Raw genomic sequence first — 20,141 nt, forward strand, 5'->3', positions numbered from 1 at the left:
AAATATGAGTGTTTATTTTATTTCTTTTCTGGAATAAATTCTAAAGCAACTCCATTAATACAATCACGTTTTCCTGTTGTGTTTTGAGGGCCATCATCAAAAGAATGCCCTAAATGACTACCACAAGTATTGCATTTTAATTCCGTTCTTTTATAACCTATTTTATAATCTACATCTAACTCCACATTTCCTTTAATTGGTCTATCAAAAGAAGGCCAACCAGAACCAGAATCGTATTTATGTTCAGATTTATAAAGAGGCGTTTTACAAGCGGCACAAACGTAGGTTCCTTTTGCTGTGTTTTTATTAAAAGAACTCGAAAAAGGGCTTTCTGTTCCTGCTTCTCTTAAAACGTTATATTGTTCTGCTGTTAATAAATTTTTCCACTCAGCATCTGTTTTTTCAATTGTATATGTTTTCTTTTCTTTGGATGCAATTTGTGCTTTGCTAGAACAGCTTATCAATATAAGAACAGTAAGTAATGAGAAGATATTTTTCATAAATTTAAAATCGTTTTTACTTTTGACGAATCTTTTATTTAAAAATTACAAAAGGGAACTTTTTTAACCCTTTTTTATGATAAAAATAGATTTTGTACTTTTAAAAATAGTAAAATTCTTTTAATAGTGACAATTTGCATATTATTGTGTCTTATTATATAACGATCATTAAAAAACAGAAATAGATGAAAAAAATAGTTGTATTAGTTTTAACAGTTTTCCTTTTTGTAGAATGTAGTACAGTACCAATTACGGGTAGAAAACGTGTTAATTTTGTAAGTGATGCGCAGGTTTTACCAGCAAGTTTTGCACAATATTCTACTTTCCTTACAGAAAATAAAGTTTCTACGAATAGAGTAATGAGCAATCAAATTAAAAGTGTTGGAAAAGATATTTCTGCAGCTGTAGATCGTTTTATGCGTGCAAATAATATGAGTTCAGAAGCAGATTCTTATAAATGGGAATTCAATTTAATTGAGGATGAAACTGTAAATGCTTGGTGTATGCCAGGTGGAAAAGTTGTTTTCTATACAGGTATCATGCCAATTTGTGATAATGAAGATGGAGTAGCAGCAGTTATGGGACATGAAGTTGCACACGCTTTTGCTAAACACGGACAAGAAAGAATGTCTCAAGGACAAATGCAACAACTTGGTACTTTAGCAGTTGCTTTAGGAACTTCTAATAAAGACCCAGAAACTCAACAAATGTGGAATACTGCCTTTGGTATTGGTTCTGGTTTAGGAATGTTAAAATTTAGTAGAGTTCATGAACAAGAAGCAGATAGATTAGGATTGGTTTTTATGATAATGGCTGGTTATGATGGTAAAGAAGCTGCAGAGGTTTGGGTAAGAATGAGTAAAAATTCTGGAGGAAGTTCTCAGCCAGAAATTTTAAGTACACACCCTTCTAATGCGTCAAGAATTCAAGACTTAAGAACGTATTTGCCAATCGCTAAAAAATATGCAGCTCAATATAACACAATAGCAAACAACGAAATTAAAAAATAGTATAAAGAATAGATTTCCTATATTGTAACCGTTCAAAAAATTATTTTTGAACGGTTTTTTTATAAAATAGATTCTATGTTAAAAATTGGTGATAAAAAATTAATAAACGCTTGGGCTTTTTACGATTGGGCAAACTCAGTATATTCTTTAGTAATTAGTACCGCCGTTTTTCCTATTTATTACGCCGGTTTAACATCTTCAGAAGGTTTTGCAAATGCAGAGGGTAAAATTACCTTTTTAGGAACTTTATGGACACCAACTACTTTGTATAACTATGCGTTGGCATTTTCATTTTTAGTTGTAGCATTAATATCGCCAATGTTATCTGGTATTGCAGATTACGCAGGTAATAAAAAGAAATTTTTAAAAGGCTTTTGTTTATTAGGATCTATTTCTGTAATGTGTCTCTTCTTTTTTACAGGAAAAGAAACACTTTGGGTAGGTATTCTATTTACCATTTTAGCAAGTATTGGTTTTTGGGGAAGTATTGTTTTTTACAATGCCTATTTGCCCGAAGTTGCACATCCTGAGCAGCAAGATAATGTAAGTGCAAAAGGATTTATGTTAGGCTATTCTGGTTCTATTTTACTATTGCTTTTATGTTTGGTTTTAATTGAAACAGAAGTTTTTGGTATGTATGATAAACAATTTGGTTCTCAATTATCATTTGTTTTGGTTGGTTTGTGGTGGCTTGGTTTTGCTCAAATTACGTATGCTAAATTACCAAATGAAGAAAAAAAGGTATTGCCAAAAGACAATCATTTTATTAAAGGAATTAAAGAAATACAAAAAGTAGCAAAAGAATTATTTGCCTATAGAGAACTAAAGATATTTTTAATATCCTTCTTTTTACTGAGTATTGGTGTACAAACTATTATTTTAATGGCAGGTATATTTGGAACCGTTTTAGGTTTAGAAACTTTAAACTTAATAATGACCATATTACTCGTGCAATTTGTAGGTATTTTTGGTGCTTTTCTTTTTTCTAGACTTTCTAATAGAATAGGAAATATAAAATCTTTAAAAATAGCAATTGCTATTTGGGGATTGGTCTGTTTTATTGGTTTTAACCTAACAAAAGAGACACCTCATATAGAAATGTATTTTTATATTTTAGGTGCTTTAATTGGTTTAGTAATGGGTGCAATTCAATCTTTGGCAAGATCTACGTATTCTAAACTATTACCACAAACAGAAGATCATGCTTCTTATTTTAGCTTTTTTGATGTTACAGAAAAAATTGCGTTGGTGATTGGTATGGTTACATTTGGAGTATTAAATTCTATGATATCCATACAATCTAGTGTGTTAGCTTTAGCCGTTTTCTTTTTAGCAGCTTTTATATCTATCAGTAGAATTAAGAAAACAAAATACGTAAGATAGAATTGGGTTTTTAATTCTTTTTATTTAATTTTTTGATTGCTATTTCTAGGATTTGATTTTCCGATATTGGACTATTTAGATATTCAATATTTTCTTTTTCGGAATGGCAAATAGAATATTTATAGGTCATTTATTTTTGATTTGGTTTAATTGAGTTTAAGCACTTAATTTAGTAAATAAAAATGAATATAAAATTTGCAAAAATTTTTATTAAGTAGGCTAGAACTAACCATTATTATGCAAGGTGTTGTTCTTCGTTATTTCATTACGCTTATTTCCTCTTTATCTCGAATTTGTTTGTTAGATAATTCTTTTTTTACAGTCTTATTTTTTAATTCAGGATTTTTAGCAGTTAAGTCATCAATTAATTCTTGAACTGGTCTTTTGGGTATTTCTAATACGGTATATTCTTCTTCGAAAATTGATTTGTAAGTTTCCTTAAATTTATTTTCTTTTCGTAATTCAGAGAATAATGGCCAAGTTTTATAGTTTTCCTTGTCAACTTCTCCGTTATTACCAATTTTAGCCATTAATTTATAGCAATTTTCAAAATCTTCAGTAAGTACTAAATGTGCTAATTTAAAATCATCACTACTTGCGCTCCAATCTTTTGAATCAATAATTAATTTTGCTTTGGCTTTATCTTTTTGTAGATATTTTGAAAGAGATTGATTAATAACAAAAACATTTTTAAAAGAATCATTAAAATGATTTTTTTGATTGCAACCAAACTCTAATAAAATATCTGCTAATTTAAAATGTTCTGCACTTAATAGATCAAAACAAATGTCATTTAGACTTCTATCTGCATTTTTAATATCATCTGGTAATAATTTCCTCCAGATAGTATGCGTTAACTTTGTAGTCAATTCATATAGACATTTATAAGCAGAAATGAAATATGGTAATTTTGTGCTTAACCTTTCGTTTAATTTTGTTTCTCCAATTTCACAATTATTTTCGTTACAAACTTTTAAATATTGACTTGATACTATTCCATAACAATGAACAAACAAATTTCTTCTTTGAGTGATTTCTATAAATGTTGTCCAAATTGGAAGATTTTTTCTTAAAGGGATTTTTATTTTTTTTTCAAGATAATCAAATTGTTCAATATGATTTTTCCTTAAAATACTTTCGATTTCTTTTTCAATAATATATTCTTTAGCATCTTCAATAGACTCAAATTTAACTAATTCAGAAAATGTTAGTTCTCTTTCTGATTGATTTATATATTCTGGCCTAATTTTAAATAATTCTCTCAGTAGTTTATTTAAGAATGCATCGTATTGAGATATTAGGGAAACAAATAAACTTTCAGGTATTATTTTAGAAGCCAAGTCTGAAATCTCAAAATTCTTTGATAAAGTTTCAAATATTTTGGAATCTTCATATTTTATAGATATTGATTTCTTACCTTCTTCATCTTCAATCTCATCTATGTTATTTTTTAAAAAATCTTGAAACTTTTCCGTTGCTTTTTTTTGATATGGCTTAAGTAAAAGCATAGTCATAGGTAAAGTATCTTTAATTGAATCTAAGTGTCTTAAAAATCTATGTAGGTTTTCATTTAATCCTTCTCCATTCATATTTATCGTTTCTGTTTAATTATGTATTGAAAGTTACTTTTAATAGTGTAATAATTTAGCAATTTTTACTATACGGTGTTGGCAACAGTTTTTTATTCTTTTTTCCTATGTAATAATGTCTTTTAAAGAAATTAGAACCATTGCTATAAGAAGTGAAAATGAAACAATGAATGTAACAATTTGCCAAATAAATCCATTCCAAGTTATTTTTCCAAGTTTTTTTGATTTTATTCTGTCACTTTCAATTTCGTTTAGTTCTTCTGTCTCTCTTTTTCTTGCGATTCTAGCAGTTAATTTAAAATCCTCGAGTCTATTTAAAACTACAAAAATTCCTAAACCGATAGATATTATAATTAGACTGCAACCTATCCAAAATAAAAATTTCTGTACAGAAGTTAAAGTTAAATTATCTGTTTGAATAAAGTCAATTATATAGCCTAACAATCCTATGGCTAATGCAATGATTAAATTATTTGCAAATCCTAATTGTGAAATTCGAATATTTTGCCATTTTAAAAAGCTTTTGTTTTCTTCCATTAATTTTTGATTGTATTTCTATGCATTCAGATTTTCCCAATTATTAATAAGTATAGATTCTATGTTATTTTTAATTCTAGATTCACTGATTCTAATTCTTGAATTCTCACAACTTTTAACAGGGCATCTGTTAGTTATAAATCGAAGTGGAACATCATTGTGTTTATTACAAAACATTTCCAAATCAGTGATAGAAGGATTTCCATTCGTTTTGAAGTAAACATTCCATTTGTATGAAATTTCAGTTTCTTCGTCTAGTTTTTTATTAAATTTCATTATTTTTTTTTGAGTTTTTGAATAATAACTCTTTTTTCTTTTGATAACACGAATGAATATGAAGATTAAGAAAAGTACTATTAAAACATAAATAATTCTTACTTTAAAGTCATAAATAATTTTTAATACTTCATTGAAAGTAATTCCTTTAACAAAACTTGTTATTTTAATAGAAGTAAGTCCTATCAAACCAATAATTGACCAAGCAATTATTTTACTACCAACAGGGTCTTTCCATATTTTTTTAAACATATTATCTCTTGTAATTTTTCGTTTTAATAATTGTTGCTAACGTGTTTGTACAATGTTTTAATTATTAATCGTTTGTATAATAAGAATTTAATCTAATATACTTTATTAATTCATTGAATAGTGGGTTGTAAGTATTTTCAGCTCCAACACCCGTTAAATAATTATCCATAAAAGTTTCTGCAATAAAAATTTCCTCCAAATTATCTGGGTTTAACATAATTATTTGCAAATATCTTACAGCAGGAAATTTTCTTTTGCCTTCTCTTATCTTGAAGTAAACGTATAAAAAAGGTCTATGTTTTTTATATGCTCTATTTAGTCCTAAATCATCAGATATAGAGCCAATTTCATCTTGTTTGTTGTTCTTAACTATTTCTTTCTTAAAATCTTGAAGAGTTAACACATTTTCAAAATAACCAATATTATTAATCATTTCACGAGGATAATCATTTCCATTAACAAATGCTTGACCATTAACCACTAATAACGATTTGTTTTTATCTAAATCAAAACCTATAGATTCAATCGTTTTAGATTGTTTTTTTGCTTTGAAAAAACCATTTTCTTCTAGAGGATATGGTTTAATTACTGAACAAGAATTAAATATGCTAATTGCTAATAATAGTATTAATGTTTTCTTCATAATTATTTTTCTTTAATATTGTACTCGTTATAAGAGAACAAAACTCTCTTTTAATTTACTAATATTTTTTTCATTGTCTTTTCCTCAAGTATAAATATCAGTATAGTAAAAGTACGAAATGTAACCCCATTATTTTACGGAAAACCGTAGTCTAAAGTGCATTTTTCCGCAATAAAAAAAGCGTTGCAGAAGCAACGCTTTAAAATATGTATTTGTTAAGGTTTTTCAATCGCCCAAAGGAGATTTTAAAAAGCTATTTTGTTAAATATTAAAGTTAATACCTAACACAATGTTTCTTCCTTGGTTTAAAATTCCATCCGCTTTTAAGCGAGATAAATGATTGATGTATTCTTTATCAAAAAGGTTATTTACAGATAAACTTGTAGAAAACGTGATATCGTTTACTATAATATCTCCTCCAAAACTTAAATTAACTAAGTTATATGCTGGTGAATCTGTTTCATAAACGCCAACATTGTTTTGAGCAAAAGTACTTTCTAAAGTGACAGAACTGTATCCTTTTTGCAACCACTTGTTAATATTAAATTCAGATCTAAAAGTGTTTTTCCAAGTATTCGCAGGAATTAAAGGCAAATAATTTCCGTTATCTTGTTTACCAATAACGGTTTCAAAAGAGCTTTCTAAATGCAACCAATCTAAAGGATGCGGATGCAAGTGAAACCCAAATTCGCTACCATATAATTTGGCATCTTCTTGAATGTAACTATAAACATCTTCTCCGTCTTCAACTTCCCCAGTTGGGTTTATATAAATATAATCGTTTAAATAATTATAAAATCCGTTTGCAAAAAACTCAAAATGATCGGTTTTATATTCTAAAGAAAGATCAATTTGTGTATTTTTTTCATTTACTAAATCACTATTTCCTTTCTCAAATCGGTTTGTACCATGATGCACGCCATTAGAAGCTAATTCTGCAAAATTGGGCGCTCTAAAACCTGAAGAAAGATTTATTCTTGACGTAAAATTATCTGTAATAGAAGTTTTCAAACCCAAAGAAGTTGTAAAACTATTATAAGATTTATCTAAAGCCTCAAAAACATGCACATCTCCTTCATGCGAAATTTCATGTCTTTCTGTTACAATACTTCTATTATCAAAACGGATTCCTGCTTGTAAAGTATTTTTATTCCAAGTGTAATTTGCAGTTGTAAAAACTCCAAAATCATTGATCGTTGCATCAGGAATTAAGATTTCTTCACCGAAATTAGTATTTGTTTGGTATAAACCTTGCACACCAGATAAAATTTCGAAACCACCAACTTTTGGAAAGTGATATTTTACATTATAAGTATACGTTTTTAGCTTCATTCTTAATGCAGCTTCTTCACCTTCTTCGTGTTCATCTTCATGCTCATCTTCATCATGGTCTTCGTCTTCGTGATGCTCCTCAAATTCTTGTCGGTCATTAAAAGTATATCCTAAATCGATGTCTAACTTTGAGTCTCCAAAAAAGATATGATTGTGAGAACTTAAAACATGATTATCAATTTCTTGATACGGCTCTAATAAGGATTTACTTTTAGATTGTTCAGTTATTCCTTCTTCTGGCAAACCTAACTTCGATTTGTTATAATTATATCTAATTTCTGATGAAAAATTATCTTTAGAATATCCAATTCCTGTTTTAAAATCTCTTTCATTAAAACGCGTATTTGTAACTCTTTCTTCTGTTGGAATTTTATAATCTGAATGCGTAGCAAAAGTTCCTCTTGCTAAAAATTTCCAGTTATCACTAGATGTTTTATATCCTAAAGAAGAATTTGTACCTAAAGTATTGCTATAAAAACGTTGATTAAAATTGATGTTATTACTATTTTCTAAGGCAAATTTTTCTGGGTTGATATACAAAACTCCACCCAAAGCATCAGAACCATAGAGTAGGGAAGCAGGTCCTTTTATAACCTCTATACTGCTAATTCCTGCATCATTTATACCCAAACCATGTTCGCCACCAAATTGTTGGTTTTCTAAACGGATTCCTTGTGTGTACACTAAAACTCTATTACCACTTAAACCTCTAATTACGGGTTTCCCGATAGAAGATCCTGTAGATATTTGTGATACTCCAGCAATACTTGTAATTCCTTCTGAAAGTGTTGTAGCGCCTAATTTTCGAATAGATTTGGCAGACAATCGTTCTACTTTCATTACGTTTTCTGACTGTAATTTATTAAAAGGTGCAGAAACAATAATTTCATCCATTTCAAAAGACGATTCTTTTAATTGAATGTTTAAAAGTGTATCAGCATCTACTTCAATTACTTTTGAAACTGTTTTATATCCTAAGTAAGAAAAAGTAATTTTTATTTTTCCTTTCGGGATATTTTTTAAAACGTACGTTCCATCTTCTTTAGAAGTGGTTCCTTTATGGATTTCTGGTGTGTTTATTTGTACTTCAGAGATAGGGTTATTGTCTATATCTGTGATTTTTCCTGAAATGCTATTTTGAGCATTAACAGAAAAGCCTGCTACTAGAAGTAGCAATTTTATGAATGTTTTCATGAATTGAATTTTACTATTTATTAAAAAGTATTTTTTTTCTAAAAAGTAATAAGCCATCAGTTTGTTTCCTAGAGTGGAATTGAAAGGTTTATTAGTTTTTAGATTACCTAGAAAGTTCTCCACTGCTCTAGAACAGACACAGTTTTTATAGAGAATTTTATTTAAATAGTAAAATTTGGTGGACCTCTAGAGTGTTTTTTAGAATGATAAACTTCTTTTATAACTTGAGGTTTATCAATAAAAATAGTCGTGTAAAAGTGTGTTGGAATTACATCAAAATTAGATGTAAAATCCATAGAAAATATAGTAAGATGCTTGTGAAACTCATCACAATCTACATGTTGTTTGTGTATGTGGTGTTCACTAATAGATGTACAAACACTATGCTCATGATTTTCTAAATCGTGCAGTATCTCTATTGATGTTGGTATCATCAATAGTAAAAGGAAAAAAACGCTAAATATTTTTTTATGCAATCGGTTTATTTTTTTCTAACTTTTAAATTAAGCATTTCTACACCCAATGAAAAAGCGATCGCAAAGTACAAATATCCTTTTGGAATAACACCTACAGTTTTGTTAAAAATTTCGGTGTGTGATAAATGTGCTCCTTCTGTAATTAGCATAAAACCTATTAATATTAAAAAAGACAATGCTAACATTTGAATTGTAGGATTTCTATTTACAAAATGACTGATCGGTTTAGAGAAAATCATCATAATAATGATAGAAATAATTACAGCAATTACCATAATAAGTAATGCTCCATTTATACCATTTGTCATACCAACAGCAGTTAAAATACTATCAAAAGAAAAAACAATATCAATTAATATGATTTGAATAATTACGTTTGAAAATGATATTAATTTTGGAGATTTTAATACTTGATCTTCATTGGTATGTTCTACTTTCTGACGAATTTCTTTGGTACTTTTATAGAGCAGAAAAAGACCTCCTAAAAATAAAATGATACTTTGCCCCGTTAATGCTGTTTTAAGCCAACCGTAATTTAATTCTAAAAAAGGTTCTTTTAAAGCGATTAGATAAGAAATACTAAAAAGCAATAATATTCTAGTAATCATTGCTAAAGCTAAACCCAAAAGAGTTGCTTTTCTTACTTGATTTTTAGGAAGTTTATTTGCAGATATTGATATAAAAATAATATTATCTATACCCAGAATAATTTCTAGAAACGTTAATGTTAATAGGGCAACCCAAGTATCAGCGTGAGCAAAAATTTCCATATTATTTTACTTTATAAATCGTACCATCTGTTGCAAACTTACTAAAACCAATTTTTGCTTTAAAGCTGTAAGAATTATCTGTTACTTCTGTTATTTGCACATAAATTGGATCTTTGTCCAATTCTTTTTTTGGCGATTTCATCTTCAAAGAATAAAAGAAATTATTTTTCCATTTGATATATAATGTATCAATATGTTTAATTCTTTTTACACCTGAAGTACTATCATTAGAAATACTTACAATCTTCTCATATTCTTCAATTTGGATGCTATCTTTTCTTGTGATGATGGTTTTACTATAACCTTCACCTGCAGGAATTTCGAAAACACCTTCTTTAAATCGATTAGAATTATCTTTAAGTTCTGATTTGCAAGAGAAAAGAACAAAGAGAAGAGAAAATAGACTCAATAAAATCGCTATTCCTTTTTTTTGTTTGAAAGTAGAAATTTCTATGTTCTTTTTTCTCTTTTCTATATTTTTCATAATTATATTCCTGTATAATTTGCAGGCGTTATTGCCTTCAATTCTTCTTTAATTTCTGATGAAACTTCTAAAGTATCAATAAAATTCGCAATTGATTTTTGATTGATTTTTTCATTAGTTCTTGTTAATCCTTTTAATGCTTCATAAGGATTTGGATATGCTTCACGTCTTAAAATTGTCTGAATTGCTTCTGCAACAACAGCCCAATTATTTTCTAAATCGTCTTCAAATTTTTGTTTGTTCAACAATAATTTATTCAATCCTTTTAAAGTAGAAGTAAAAGCGATAATTGTATGTCCGAAAGGTACACCAACATTACGTAAAACCGTACTATCTGTTAAATCACGTTGTAAACGAGAAACAGGTAATTTTGCAGAAAGATGTTCGAATATTGCATTTGCTAATCCTAAATTTCCTTCAGAATTTTCAAAATCAATAGGATTTACTTTATGAGGCATTGCAGAAGAACCAACTTCACCAGCCTTAATTTTTTGTTTAAAATAATCCATAGAAACATACGTCCAGAAATCTCTATCTAAATCTAGTATAATTGTATTGATACGTTTTAAGTTATCAAACAATGCCGCTAAATGATCGTAATGTTCTATTTGTGTTGTTGGAAAAGAGTGGTATAAACCTAACTTTTCTTGTACAAATTTACTTCCAAATTCTTTCCAGTCGATATTTGGATATGCAACTTTGTGTGCATTGTAATTACCTGTTGCACCACCAAATTTAGCAGCGCTTGGTATGTCATTTAATAAATTAAATTGTTCTTTTAAACGAACTACATACACCTCAATTTCTTTACCTAATCTTGTTGGAGATGCAGGTTGACCATGCGTTCTTGCTAACATAGAAATGTCTTTCCATTCAACAACCAATTCTTGTAATTTTTCTAAAACTTCAAAATAATGAGGTACATAAACTTCATTCATTGCTTCTTTAATAGAAAGCGGAACTGCAGTATTGTTTATGTCTTGAGAAGTCAATCCAAAATGGATAAATTCTTTATGAGCTTGTAAACCTAAAGCGTCAAATTTTTCTTTGATAAAGTATTCAACAGCTTTTACATCATGATTTGTAATGCTTTCAATATCTTTTATTTTCTGAGCATCTGCTGCAGTAAAATCGATATAAATTTTACGTAAATCATCAAATAAATCATTGTTGAAATCAGCTAATTGTGGCAAAGGAATTTCGCACAAAGCAATAAAATATTCAATTTCTACACGAACTCTATATTTTATTAAAGCTTCTTCAGAAAAATAGTTTGTTAATTGTGAGATTTTACCTCTATAACGACCATCAATAGGAGAGATGGCATTTAATTGTGTTAATTCCATTTTTTAGTTATGTTGTTAAATGCAAAAATAGTCAATTTAACAGATTTATAAAGTCGATTTTCGATGTTTTTCTATCAATTCTAAAATATGTTTTCCACGCGCTTTACAGCCTTTACTTTCGTGTATAATTTTAGTTGCTATCAAGTGTTTTAATTCTGGATGAATCCACTCATTTTGTAATCCGAAGAAATACAAAAAATTCATTGTATACGCTCTTACAGCTATTTTTTGAGGTGTAATTAACCAATCGAAACCAGTTGCTACAATGGTATCTATATGGTTTATTGTGAGTTGGTCTTTTACTTCATTCTCATTCTTGGAATAATAAGCATTTGCTAAATGTTCACAAATTTTTGCACAAGGTCTAATGGCACTATCAAATTTTACGGTTTCAATTTTTGATGTAAATTCATCTAAATGAGGTAAAATCCATTCTAAATGATGGTGTGTACAAATCCATTCTAAAATCCAAGCAGCTTTTATAGATACTTTATTATCAACATCAAAAGTAATGGTAACCAATTCTTTAAATAAATTTTGATTTTCTAATACAATATTTGAAACTCTTTGTCGGTTTTCTCTTTTAGCACTACCTAAGTTATTGAGTTGTTCTGTTAAGAAAAGGAGATTATTTTTTGGCACTATTAATGTATATTTGTTCTAAAATTCTATCTAAATGATAAATATAAAAAGACTGTTTTTTGTTTTAGCCTTTTTTGCTTGTTTTTTTACAAGTGAAACGATTAATGCTCAAAAACTGAATCAGTTTGATAAAAATAAGAAAAGAACTGGAGTTTGGAAAAAATATTATCCAAATAAGAGAATTCGGTATGTTGGTGAATTTAAAAACGGAAAAGAAGTAGGTGAATTTAAATTTTATGACATTAGAGCGTCTGATCATCCAGTAATTATAAAAACTTTTTTCGAAGATTCAGACTCATTATTTGTCCAATTTTATACATTAAGTGGTAAAATTGAGACAGAAGGTGTTTTAAATGGTAGAAAACGTACCGGAAATTGGAAATATTTTTATGCTAACGGAGAGTTAATGTCTGAAGAAAACTATAAAGAGGGTAAATTAGAGGGAGAACAATTAATCTATTATCCAGATGGACAGGTAACTGAATTTGCAGTTTATAAAAATGGATTAAAGGATGGCGTTATAAGTAAGTATTCTAGTAAAGGAATTCTGATTGAGGAAATTACATTCACAGAAGGAAAACCAAATGGATTGGCAAAGTATTTTGAACTCAACGGAGATTTAAAAGAAACAGGTTATTATAAATTTGGAAAAAGAATAGGTACTTGGGAGTATTATATGGATGGTGAGGTAGCTACTGAAGATCAATTAAAGAAGAAGAAAAAATCTACGTATACTAAAAGGAAAGAGGATTAGTTTTGGAGTTTTAAAGTCAAAAGTATAAAAATTGTAGAGTTTAAGAGTTTGTTACTTCGTATTTTTTCTGAAGAATTAATAAAAATATATCTAGAAATTTTCATCCTTGCCAATAACCAACTAGTAAATTTCTACATAAAACAAATCGATATAAACATCAATTATTTCAATCAAAATATCTCTTACAAATTTGTAACTTTGCATCCTCAAAATTAAAAAATGAAACGAGTAGTTGTTGGCCTTTCTGGTGGTGTAGATTCTAGTGTTACTGCACATTTATTAAAAGAACAAGGTTATGAAGTAATTGGTCTTTTTATGAAAAATTGGCACGATGATTCTGTAACTATTTCTAATGAATGTCCTTGGTTAGAAGATAGTAATGATGCAATGATTGTTGCAGAAAAATTAGGAATTCCTTTTCAAGTTGTAGATTTAAGCAATCAATACAAAGAACGTATTGTCGATTATATGTTTGATGAATATAGTAAAGGAAGAACACCAAACCCAGATGTACTTTGTAATAGAGAAATAAAGTTTGATGTTTTTATGGACATTGCTTTAAAATTAGGTGCAGATTATGTTGCTACAGGTCATTATTGTAGAAAAGGAGAAGAAATTATAGACGGAAAACCAGTTTATAAATTATTGGCAGGAAAAGACACAAATAAAGATCAGTCTTATTTTTTATGCCAATTATCGCAACAACAATTAGTAAAAGCACTTTTTCCTATTGGCGAATTAACAAAACCAGAAGTTAGAGAAATTGCAAAAGAAGCAGATTTAATTACTGCGGATAAGAAAGATTCTCAAGGTTTATGTTTTATTGGTAAAGTTCGTTTACCTGAATTTTTACAACAAAAATTACAACCAAAAGAAGGTGTTATTGTTACAATTCCTGTGGATTTTGAGCAGTATACAAAAACAACGCCACAGTTTGAAAACAAAGAAGCTGAGTTAGCTTATTTTTCAACAAAATTCTCTTACAATAAAGAAGATGGTAAAGTTGTTGGGAAGCATCAAGGTGCTCATTATTTTACAAAAGGTCAGCGTAAAGGTTTAAATGTAGGTGGTACAAAAGAAGCATTATATGTTATAGAAACTGATGTTGATGAAAATGTAATTTATACTGGAGAAGGAAAAAATCATGCAGGTTTGTACAGAAATGTCTTGTTTGTTTCTAATGAAGAAATTCATTGGATTCGTGAAGATTTAACGCTAAAACCAGGAGAAAAAATGACGGTTGAAGCAAGAATTAGATACAGACAAGCTTTAGATAAAGCCGTTTTGCATAAAGTGGAAACAGGTTTGTATGTAGAGTTTGAGAACAAACAATCTGCCATACAAGAAGGTCAATTTGTGGCTTGGTATCAAAATGAAGAATTATTAGGATCTGGAGTAATTTCTTAATAAAAATATATAAAATCGTAAAAAAGTAGTAATTTCGAAATATGAAGAAATTACTACTTTTTTTGTTTTTAACTACTTTCTTTCAAGCTTCTAGTCAAGAAGATGCTTGGGTTTTCTTAAAAGACAAACCAAACAAAACAACTTTTCTAAATAATCCTTTAACAATGCTTTCTCAAAGAGCATTAGATAGAAGAGCTAAACTAGTTATCTCTTTAGATTCTATAGATGTGCCTGTTGATGAATCTTATTACAATCAAATTAAAAACGAAGGAAATATTACTGTTTTAGCCAAGTCTAAATGGTTAAATGCAGTTCATATTCAAGGAGAAGTAGAAGATATAAATAATTTATTATCAGCCTATAGTTTTATAAGTCATATTGAATTTGCAAATAAGTCGTTAAATACAAACGGAAAAACATCATCAAAATTAAAAACAACAGCACCCAATCATTATAATAAATTAAATGAAACACTAACTGATTTTGATTATGGTGAAGCAGATAATCAAATTAAAATGTTAAAAGGAGATTATCTGCATGAGCAAGGTTTAACAGGAGAAGGTCAAATTATAGCAATTATAGATGCAGGTTTTCCAAATGTAAATACACTTGATGCTTTTCAAAGAATTAGAGATAATGACCAAATTTTAGGAGGATATAATTTTGCTGATAGAAATACAGACTTTTATACAAGAAGTAGCCACGGTACTCATGTTTTATCATCTATTGCAGGTTATATAGAAAATGAATTTGTTGGTACTGCACCAGATGCAAAATTTTATTTATTTATATCAGAAATTTCTGGATCAGAAACTGTTTTAGAAGAATCACTTTGGGTTGAGGCTGCAGAAAGAGCAGATAGTTTAGGTGTAGATGTTATAAATACGTCTTTAGGGTATACAACTTATGATAATGCTAATCACAGTCATACATACGCTGATTTGGATGGAAAAACAACATTTATTTCTAGAGGAGCAGAAATTGGAGCTTCTCGTGGTTTACTTTTGGTAAATGCAGCAGGAAATAGTGGAAATAAATCTTGGAAACATATTGGTGCGCCTGCAGATGCTCCTTCAGTAATTACTGTTGGTGCTGTTAATGCTTCAGGAGAAATTGCTGCTTTTAGTTCTTACGGACCAACTTCTGATGGAAGAATTAAACCAGAAATTTTAGGGCAAGGTCAAAACCCTGCGCTAATTGATTATATTTCAGGTGAAATAAAAATAACTTCAAGCGGTACTTCCTTTTCTTCGCCAATTATGGCAGGATTAATAGCTTGTTTAAATCAGAATGAAGGTTTTTTGTTAAAATCATCAAATAAAACAACAGATAATTTTAATACGTATCTTAAACAATCTGTTTACGAATCTGCAGATAAATACAATAATCCATTAGATCAATATGGATATGGAATTCCGAATTTTGAAGTTGCTCTTAATAATTATATAGGTAGCACAGGTGCAGTTTATGATGCGATGCTTTCTAAACTTATGGTTTATCCAAACCCAACAATTGATTCATTTAATATTTCATTAGATACAGAAAACTTAAATGATTTCACAATTCAAGTTTTCAATATTTTAGGAAAAAAGGTTTTAGAAAAAGTAAATTCGAATTCAAGAACGGTTGATATTTCATTTTTAGAAAGTGGAGTTTATATTTTAAAAATTTCAAAAGATAATCAGCATAAAACTTTAAAGTTGATAAAAAAATAATGACAAATAAAATAACAGAATTATTCAATATAAAATACCCAATTGTTCAAGGAGGAATGGTTTGGGTTTCTGGATGGAAATTAGCTTCTGCAGTTTCTAATGCTGGAGGTTTAGGTTTAATTGGTGCAGGTTCTATGTACCCAGAAGTTTTAAGGGAACATATTCAGAAATGTAAAAAAGCAACTGATAAACCTTTTGGAGTAAATGTGCCAATGTTGTATCCTGATTTAGAAAAAATTATGGATATAATCCTTGAAGAAGGAGTGAATATTGTTTTTACTTCTGCAGGAAATCCAAAAACTTGGACTGCTTTTTTAAAGAATAGAGGAGTTACCGTTGTTCATGTAGTGAGCTCTGTAAAATTTGCTTTAAAAGCTGAAGCAGCGGGTGTAGATGCAGTTGTTTGTGAAGGTTTTGAGGCTGGTGGACATAATGGTAGAGAAGAAACCACAACTTTTACGTTAATACCAATGGTAAAAGAACAGGTGAGTATTCCTGTAATTGCTGCAGGAGGAATTGGTTCTGGAAGAGGGATGTTAGCAGCAATGGTTTTAGGTGCAGATGGAGTTCAAATAGGGAGTAGGTTTGCTGCAACTGAAGAATCTTCTGCGCATCAAAATTTTAAAAACACAATTGTTGATGTAAAAGATGGAGATACTCATTTAACTTTAAAAGAATTGGCTCCTGTAAGATTGATTAAGAATAAGTTTTACAATGAAGTACAAGAATTATATCAGAAAAACCCAACCAAAGAAGAAATCAAGGAATTGTTGGGGAGAGCAAGAGCAAAAAAAGGAATGTTTGAAGGAGATTTAGATGAAGGAGAGCTAGAAATTGGTCAAATTGCAGGGTTAATTCATGATATAAAACCAGTAAAAGATGTTTTAAATGAGATTGTTGAAGAATTAAACTCAGTTAATTCATTGAATTTCAGTTTTTAGTGTTTGTTTTTTAATTAAAACAGCTATTTTAGATATTTTCTCAATTAATGGCATTATCTTTGCAATTCAATAAACGTTGTTAGTAATTAAACAAGCAACACATTTAATATTATTATTATGAATAAAGGTACCGTAAAATTTTTCAACGAATCTAAAGGATTTGGATTTATTACTGAAGAAGGAAACAACAAAGAACATTTTGTGCATGTGTCAGGATTAGTTGATGAAATTCGTGAAAACGATGAAGTTGAATTTGACTTACAAGATGGAAAAAAAGGATTAAACGCAGTAAACGTAAGAGTATTATAATATATATTTATTACTAGTTAATTTTTTAACTAAAAGCCTATCAAATTTTGATAGGCTTTTTTTTATGCATTTTATTTAATTCTATTTCTGATGAACGTTATTTTAAATAAAATAAACATTTTATGCTATTCCTCAATTAATGGCACTATCTTTGCAATTCAATAAACGTTGTTAGTAATTAAACAAGCAACACATTTAATATTACTATTATGAATAAAGGTACCGTAAAATTTTTCAACGAATCTAAAGGATTTGGATTTATTACTGAAGAAGGAAACAACACAGAACATTTTGTACATGTGTCAGGATTAATTGATGAAATTCGTGAAAACGATGAAGTTGAATTTGACTTACAAGATGGAAAAAAAGGATTAAACGCAGTAAACGTAAGAGTATTATAATATATTTATTACTAGTTAATTTTTTAACGAAAAGCCTATCAAATTTTGATAGGCTTTTTTTATTTTCGTATTTTAAAATTTCAAATTATGATTGACGGAAGACAAAGAAAAAATATTAAAATAGGTTTATTTGTTGAGATTGTACAAAAACCACATCAAAGAACAGGAGAATTAACAGAAGGTATAATAGCAAAAATTCTAACTAAATCTCAAAACCATCCTCATGGTATAAAAGTTCAGTTAGAATCTGGTATTGTTGGTAGAGTAAAAAATATTCTAGAATAGAAATATTCTTAGTTAATCGGAATTTTAATTTCGTATACTTTTCTACTCTTATTGTTTAGCTTATTTTCTCTTAGCCACGCATTGTGAATTTTGAATTCTTTATATGTAAGTCCAAATTTTTTGGCAAAAGAAGTAATATTTACAATAGCGGTATCAACTTTTATAGTTCTCGTTTTTGGCAATGTATATAAGTCTTCTTGGTCAAACACAAAACCATATTTTTCTGGGTTAGAAATTACTTCTTTTAAAGCGATAATTCTAAACACATATCTTTCTGTTTCATCTGGCAGTAAAGCATCATAGTAATTATCTAATTGTTGCGTTTTAAGTCTCTTGCTAATTCCATAATTTCCTGCATTATATGAAGCTGCAGCCAATGTCCATGAGTTAAAACGTTTTTTAGACTTTATTAAATACTCAGCAGCTACTTTTGTAGCTTTTTCAATATTATAACGTTCATCTACGTTGCTGTTTATTTCTAAACCATATTCTTTACCAGTAGCTTTCATAAAATGCCACATTCCTGCTGCTCCAACAGAAGACGTTTCATCAATAAAAGCACTTTCTGCTAAAGCTAAAAATTTAAAATCGTCTGGTAAACCATATTTTTTAAGTAATGGCTCTAAAATCGGGAAGTACTTATTTGCTCTTTTTATTAGTAACAAACCATTAGATTGCCAATAAGTATTAACCAATAGCTCTCTATCCATTCTTTCTCTGACATCTAATTTTTCTAAAGGAACTCTTTCACCTGCAATATTTAAATTTTCAGGAAGTTTTAATGCCTTTATTCTGTATGTTTTGTGTGTGCTAGTTTCAGGATCTGTTTCTGTTTTATTTATAGCGTTATAAAATAACAGCGTAATTATTAAGATGCTAAGTAGTGAAAGGAAACGTAAAGGTTTATTCATAATGTACAATTTTAGTTTTTTTTTAAAATATGAAAATACTCTGATATTAACAAGTTAATACTTCATCAATAATTTTTGATATTTTCTTTCCTTTTGTTATAATCATAACATGACTTCCACCTTTAATTTTTATGCAATTACCTATGTTCTTTAATGGAAATACATGATCATCTGTACCATGAATATGTGTGATATTTTGAGAGATTTCTTCTTGTTGCCAGTTTAAAACTGCGCTAATTGACCAATTAATATATGTTTTACTTCTAACAGAAAGATATTTGTTATAAGTTTTTGCTCTTTTTTTAAGAGATTTTCCTAAAAAATATTTAGCATAAGCTTCAAAATTAGAAACAATATTGGTTGGGAAAAGTTTATATGCTTTGGTAAACTTTGCCAATTTAAACCGTTTTGGTAATTCATTATTAGTTTTAACACTAGAAATTAAGATCACTTTTTTAGTATCCATAAACTTGCTCATTTCTTGCACCATAATTCCTCCAAAAGAAACTCCTACTAAAACGGGGTCTTTCTCTTTAACGTCTTCGCACATTCTCATTGCATAATTAGAAATAGACTCTTCTAATGCCAGTGGTCTTTTCCATTTTAGATAATGAATTTGATACTTGTCTTCTGGTAAATTTAAATTTTCAAAAATTTCTGGACCAGCAGCTAACCCTGGTACAAGGTATATATGAATTTTGTTCATTTTTCTTATTCAATCAATTTTTTTTTAATATTTTTTCGTGCCCTAAGACAACTTTTAAAGGTACGTTATTCCAAAGCTTTATTTCTTCTTTGTTTGTTAATTTATGTAATAAAAGTACTGTGTTAATTCATTAAAGACCTATCAATATTAGGATCAAAATATTGATCAATTGAGATCACTATGAAAGTCTTCTTATCAGTTAAGTTATGTTGATTGCAACTTAAAAATGATTAGTGAGGATACTCGTAAAATGTATTTCAGAGCTTTTAGTTAGATTT

Annotated in this window: 22 protein-coding genes; 9 read left to right on the top strand and 13 right to left on the bottom strand. The window is 28.8% G+C overall.

Translation table 11 applies throughout. From position 1 onward, the window contains the following. Positions 1-17: 17 nt before the first annotated feature. Entirely contained in the window at positions 18-500 is a 483-nt protein-coding gene (gene msrB / locus BTO07_RS01805) for a peptide-methionine (R)-S-oxide reductase MsrB (RefSeq protein ID WP_087519600.1), read from the bottom strand. Positions 501-685: 185 nt separating this feature from the next. Between msrB and BTO07_RS01810 the strand changes: the two genes are divergently transcribed. After that, the gene (locus BTO07_RS01810) at positions 686-1,510 is read left to right on the top strand and encodes a M48 family metallopeptidase (protein ID WP_087519601.1); all 825 of its coding nucleotides are present in this window, start codon (positions 686-688) and stop codon (positions 1,508-1,510) included. A 75-nt stretch (positions 1,511-1,585) separates the two neighbouring features. Continuing rightward, on the top strand, positions 1,586-2,893 hold the full coding sequence (locus tag BTO07_RS01815) for an MFS transporter (RefSeq protein ID WP_087519602.1): 1,308 nt from the start codon (positions 1,586-1,588) through the stop codon (positions 2,891-2,893). A gap of 257 nt (positions 2,894-3,150) precedes the next feature. Here the strand turns inward: BTO07_RS01815 and BTO07_RS01820 are convergent, their stop codons facing one another. The 10 genes from BTO07_RS01820 to BTO07_RS01865 form a co-directional block, all read right to left on the bottom strand. After that, on the bottom strand, positions 3,151-4,482 hold the full coding sequence (locus tag BTO07_RS01820; protein ID WP_087519603.1) for a hypothetical protein: 1,332 nt from the start codon (positions 4,480-4,482) through the stop codon (positions 3,151-3,153). A gap of 105 nt (positions 4,483-4,587) precedes the next feature. After that, complete coding sequence (locus tag BTO07_RS01825; RefSeq protein WP_087519604.1) at positions 4,588-5,019, bottom strand: hypothetical protein; 432 nt, start codon at positions 5,017-5,019, stop codon at positions 4,588-4,590. Between the two features lie 18 nt (positions 5,020-5,037). Then, positions 5,038-5,547, bottom strand: coding sequence for a hypothetical protein (locus BTO07_RS01830; RefSeq protein ID WP_087519605.1), 510 nt, complete (start codon positions 5,545-5,547; stop codon positions 5,038-5,040). A gap of 64 nt (positions 5,548-5,611) precedes the next feature. Then, positions 5,612-6,190: a hypothetical protein gene (locus BTO07_RS01835; RefSeq protein WP_087519606.1), complete on the bottom strand. Its 579-nt coding sequence runs from the start codon at positions 6,188-6,190 to the stop codon at positions 5,612-5,614. A 261-nt stretch (positions 6,191-6,451) separates the two neighbouring features. Then, positions 6,452-8,716 (bottom strand): TonB-dependent receptor, encoded by a 2,265-nt coding sequence (locus BTO07_RS01840; protein WP_087522523.1) that lies wholly within the window; start codon positions 8,714-8,716, stop codon positions 6,452-6,454. Between the two features lie 161 nt (positions 8,717-8,877). Further along, positions 8,878-9,192, bottom strand: a complete 315-nt coding sequence (locus tag BTO07_RS01845) for a hypothetical protein (protein WP_157663261.1) — start codon at positions 9,190-9,192, stop codon at positions 8,878-8,880. Between the two features lie 5 nt (positions 9,193-9,197). Then, positions 9,198-9,962 carry a TerC family protein gene (locus BTO07_RS01850; protein WP_087519608.1) on the bottom strand — a complete coding sequence of 255 codons (765 nt, stop codon included), beginning with the start codon at positions 9,960-9,962 and terminating at the stop codon, positions 9,198-9,200. A gap of 1 nt (position 9,963) precedes the next feature. Next, positions 9,964-10,446, bottom strand: a complete 483-nt coding sequence (locus tag BTO07_RS01855; RefSeq protein ID WP_232457070.1) for a hypothetical protein — start codon at positions 10,444-10,446, stop codon at positions 9,964-9,966. Positions 10,447-10,448: 2 nt separating this feature from the next. Beyond that, complete coding sequence (gene purB / locus BTO07_RS01860; protein WP_087519609.1) at positions 10,449-11,792, bottom strand: adenylosuccinate lyase; 1,344 nt, start codon at positions 11,790-11,792, stop codon at positions 10,449-10,451. Positions 11,793-11,837: 45 nt separating this feature from the next. Beyond that, a complete protein-coding gene (locus BTO07_RS01865) occupies positions 11,838-12,434 on the bottom strand; it encodes a hypothetical protein (protein WP_087519610.1) in 597 nt (198 codons plus the stop codon). Positions 12,435-12,468: 34 nt separating this feature from the next. Between BTO07_RS01865 and BTO07_RS01870 the strand changes: the two genes are divergently transcribed. The 7 genes from BTO07_RS01870 to BTO07_RS01900 all read left to right on the top strand — a co-directional run bounded on the left by BTO07_RS01870 (position 12,469) and on the right by BTO07_RS01900 (position 18,246). Continuing rightward, a complete protein-coding gene (locus BTO07_RS01870; RefSeq protein WP_087519611.1) occupies positions 12,469-13,188 on the top strand; it encodes a toxin-antitoxin system YwqK family antitoxin in 720 nt (239 codons plus the stop codon). 219 nt (positions 13,189-13,407) lie between these two features. Next, entirely contained in the window at positions 13,408-14,595 is a 1,188-nt protein-coding gene (gene mnmA, locus BTO07_RS01875; RefSeq protein WP_087519612.1) for a tRNA 2-thiouridine(34) synthase MnmA, read from the top strand. Between the two features lie 41 nt (positions 14,596-14,636). Continuing rightward, positions 14,637-16,310 carry a S8 family serine peptidase gene (locus tag BTO07_RS01880; RefSeq protein WP_087519613.1) on the top strand — a complete coding sequence of 558 codons (1,674 nt, stop codon included), beginning with the start codon at positions 14,637-14,639 and terminating at the stop codon, positions 16,308-16,310. After that, the gene (locus tag BTO07_RS01885) at positions 16,310-17,251 is read left to right on the top strand and encodes an NAD(P)H-dependent flavin oxidoreductase (protein WP_087519614.1); all 942 of its coding nucleotides are present in this window, start codon (positions 16,310-16,312) and stop codon (positions 17,249-17,251) included. Before BTO07_RS01880 ends, BTO07_RS01885 begins: the two co-directional genes overlap by 1 nt. 117 nt (positions 17,252-17,368) lie before the next feature. Next, positions 17,369-17,560: a cold-shock protein gene (locus BTO07_RS01890; protein ID WP_046491490.1), complete on the top strand. Its 192-nt coding sequence runs from the start codon at positions 17,369-17,371 to the stop codon at positions 17,558-17,560. Positions 17,561-17,769: 209 nt separating this feature from the next. Further along, positions 17,770-17,961: a cold-shock protein gene (locus BTO07_RS01895; protein WP_087519615.1), complete on the top strand. Its 192-nt coding sequence runs from the start codon at positions 17,770-17,772 to the stop codon at positions 17,959-17,961. Between the two features lie 87 nt (positions 17,962-18,048). After that, positions 18,049-18,246 (top strand): YwbE family protein, encoded by a 198-nt coding sequence (locus BTO07_RS01900; RefSeq protein ID WP_087519616.1) that lies wholly within the window; start codon positions 18,049-18,051, stop codon positions 18,244-18,246. Positions 18,247-18,254: 8 nt separating this feature from the next. On the opposite strand, the gene BTO07_RS01905 is transcribed toward BTO07_RS01900, so the two are convergent. Together BTO07_RS01905 and BTO07_RS01910 are read right to left on the bottom strand one after the other, a co-directional pair. Then, positions 18,255-19,157 carry a lytic transglycosylase domain-containing protein gene (locus BTO07_RS01905; RefSeq protein WP_087519617.1) on the bottom strand — a complete coding sequence of 301 codons (903 nt, stop codon included), beginning with the start codon at positions 19,155-19,157 and terminating at the stop codon, positions 18,255-18,257. A 46-nt stretch (positions 19,158-19,203) separates the two neighbouring features. Further along, positions 19,204-19,863, bottom strand: a complete 660-nt coding sequence (locus BTO07_RS01910) for an alpha/beta hydrolase (protein ID WP_087519618.1) — start codon at positions 19,861-19,863, stop codon at positions 19,204-19,206. Positions 19,864-20,141: the final 278 nt, after the last annotated feature.

Origin of the sequence: Polaribacter sp. SA4-12, from assembly GCF_002163675.1 — a bacterium.
GTDB lineage: Bacteria > Bacteroidota > Bacteroidia > Flavobacteriales > Flavobacteriaceae > Polaribacter.

Excerpts from the sequence above, each read along its gene's own strand:
- msrB (WP_087519600.1), bottom strand. The coding sequence starts at position 500 with ATGAAAAATATCTTCTCATTACTTACTGTTCTTATATTGATAAGCTGT.
- BTO07_RS01810 (WP_087519601.1), top strand. The coding sequence starts at position 686 with ATGAAAAAAATAGTTGTATTAGTTTTAACAGTTTTCCTTTTTGTAGAA.
- BTO07_RS01815 (WP_087519602.1), top strand. The coding sequence starts at position 1,586 with ATGTTAAAAATTGGTGATAAAAAATTAATAAACGCTTGGGCTTTTTAC.
- BTO07_RS01820 (WP_087519603.1), bottom strand. The coding sequence starts at position 4,482 with ATGAATGGAGAAGGATTAAATGAAAACCTACATAGATTTTTAAGACAC.
- BTO07_RS01825 (WP_087519604.1), bottom strand. The coding sequence starts at position 5,019 with ATGGAAGAAAACAAAAGCTTTTTAAAATGGCAAAATATTCGAATTTCA.
- BTO07_RS01830 (WP_087519605.1), bottom strand. The coding sequence starts at position 5,547 with ATGTTTAAAAAAATATGGAAAGACCCTGTTGGTAGTAAAATAATTGCT.
- BTO07_RS01835 (WP_087519606.1), bottom strand. The coding sequence starts at position 6,190 with ATGAAGAAAACATTAATACTATTATTAGCAATTAGCATATTTAATTCT.
- BTO07_RS01840 (WP_087522523.1), bottom strand. The coding sequence starts at position 8,716 with ATGAAAACATTCATAAAATTGCTACTTCTAGTAGCAGGCTTTTCTGTT.
- BTO07_RS01850 (WP_087519608.1), bottom strand. The coding sequence starts at position 9,962 with ATGGAAATTTTTGCTCACGCTGATACTTGGGTTGCCCTATTAACATTA.
- BTO07_RS01855 (WP_232457070.1), bottom strand. The coding sequence starts at position 10,446 with ATGAAAAATATAGAAAAGAGAAAAAAGAACATAGAAATTTCTACTTTC.
- purB (WP_087519609.1), bottom strand. The coding sequence starts at position 11,792 with ATGGAATTAACACAATTAAATGCCATCTCTCCTATTGATGGTCGTTAT.
- BTO07_RS01870 (WP_087519611.1), top strand. The coding sequence starts at position 12,469 with ATGATAAATATAAAAAGACTGTTTTTTGTTTTAGCCTTTTTTGCTTGT.
- mnmA (WP_087519612.1), top strand. The coding sequence starts at position 13,408 with ATGAAACGAGTAGTTGTTGGCCTTTCTGGTGGTGTAGATTCTAGTGTT.
- BTO07_RS01880 (WP_087519613.1), top strand. The coding sequence starts at position 14,637 with ATGAAGAAATTACTACTTTTTTTGTTTTTAACTACTTTCTTTCAAGCT.
- BTO07_RS01885 (WP_087519614.1), top strand. The coding sequence starts at position 16,310 with ATGACAAATAAAATAACAGAATTATTCAATATAAAATACCCAATTGTT.
- BTO07_RS01890 (WP_046491490.1), top strand. The coding sequence starts at position 17,369 with ATGAATAAAGGTACCGTAAAATTTTTCAACGAATCTAAAGGATTTGGA.
- BTO07_RS01895 (WP_087519615.1), top strand. The coding sequence starts at position 17,770 with ATGAATAAAGGTACCGTAAAATTTTTCAACGAATCTAAAGGATTTGGA.
- BTO07_RS01900 (WP_087519616.1), top strand. The coding sequence starts at position 18,049 with ATGATTGACGGAAGACAAAGAAAAAATATTAAAATAGGTTTATTTGTT.
- BTO07_RS01905 (WP_087519617.1), bottom strand. The coding sequence starts at position 19,157 with ATGAATAAACCTTTACGTTTCCTTTCACTACTTAGCATCTTAATAATT.
- BTO07_RS01910 (WP_087519618.1), bottom strand. The coding sequence starts at position 19,863 with ATGAACAAAATTCATATATACCTTGTACCAGGGTTAGCTGCTGGTCCA.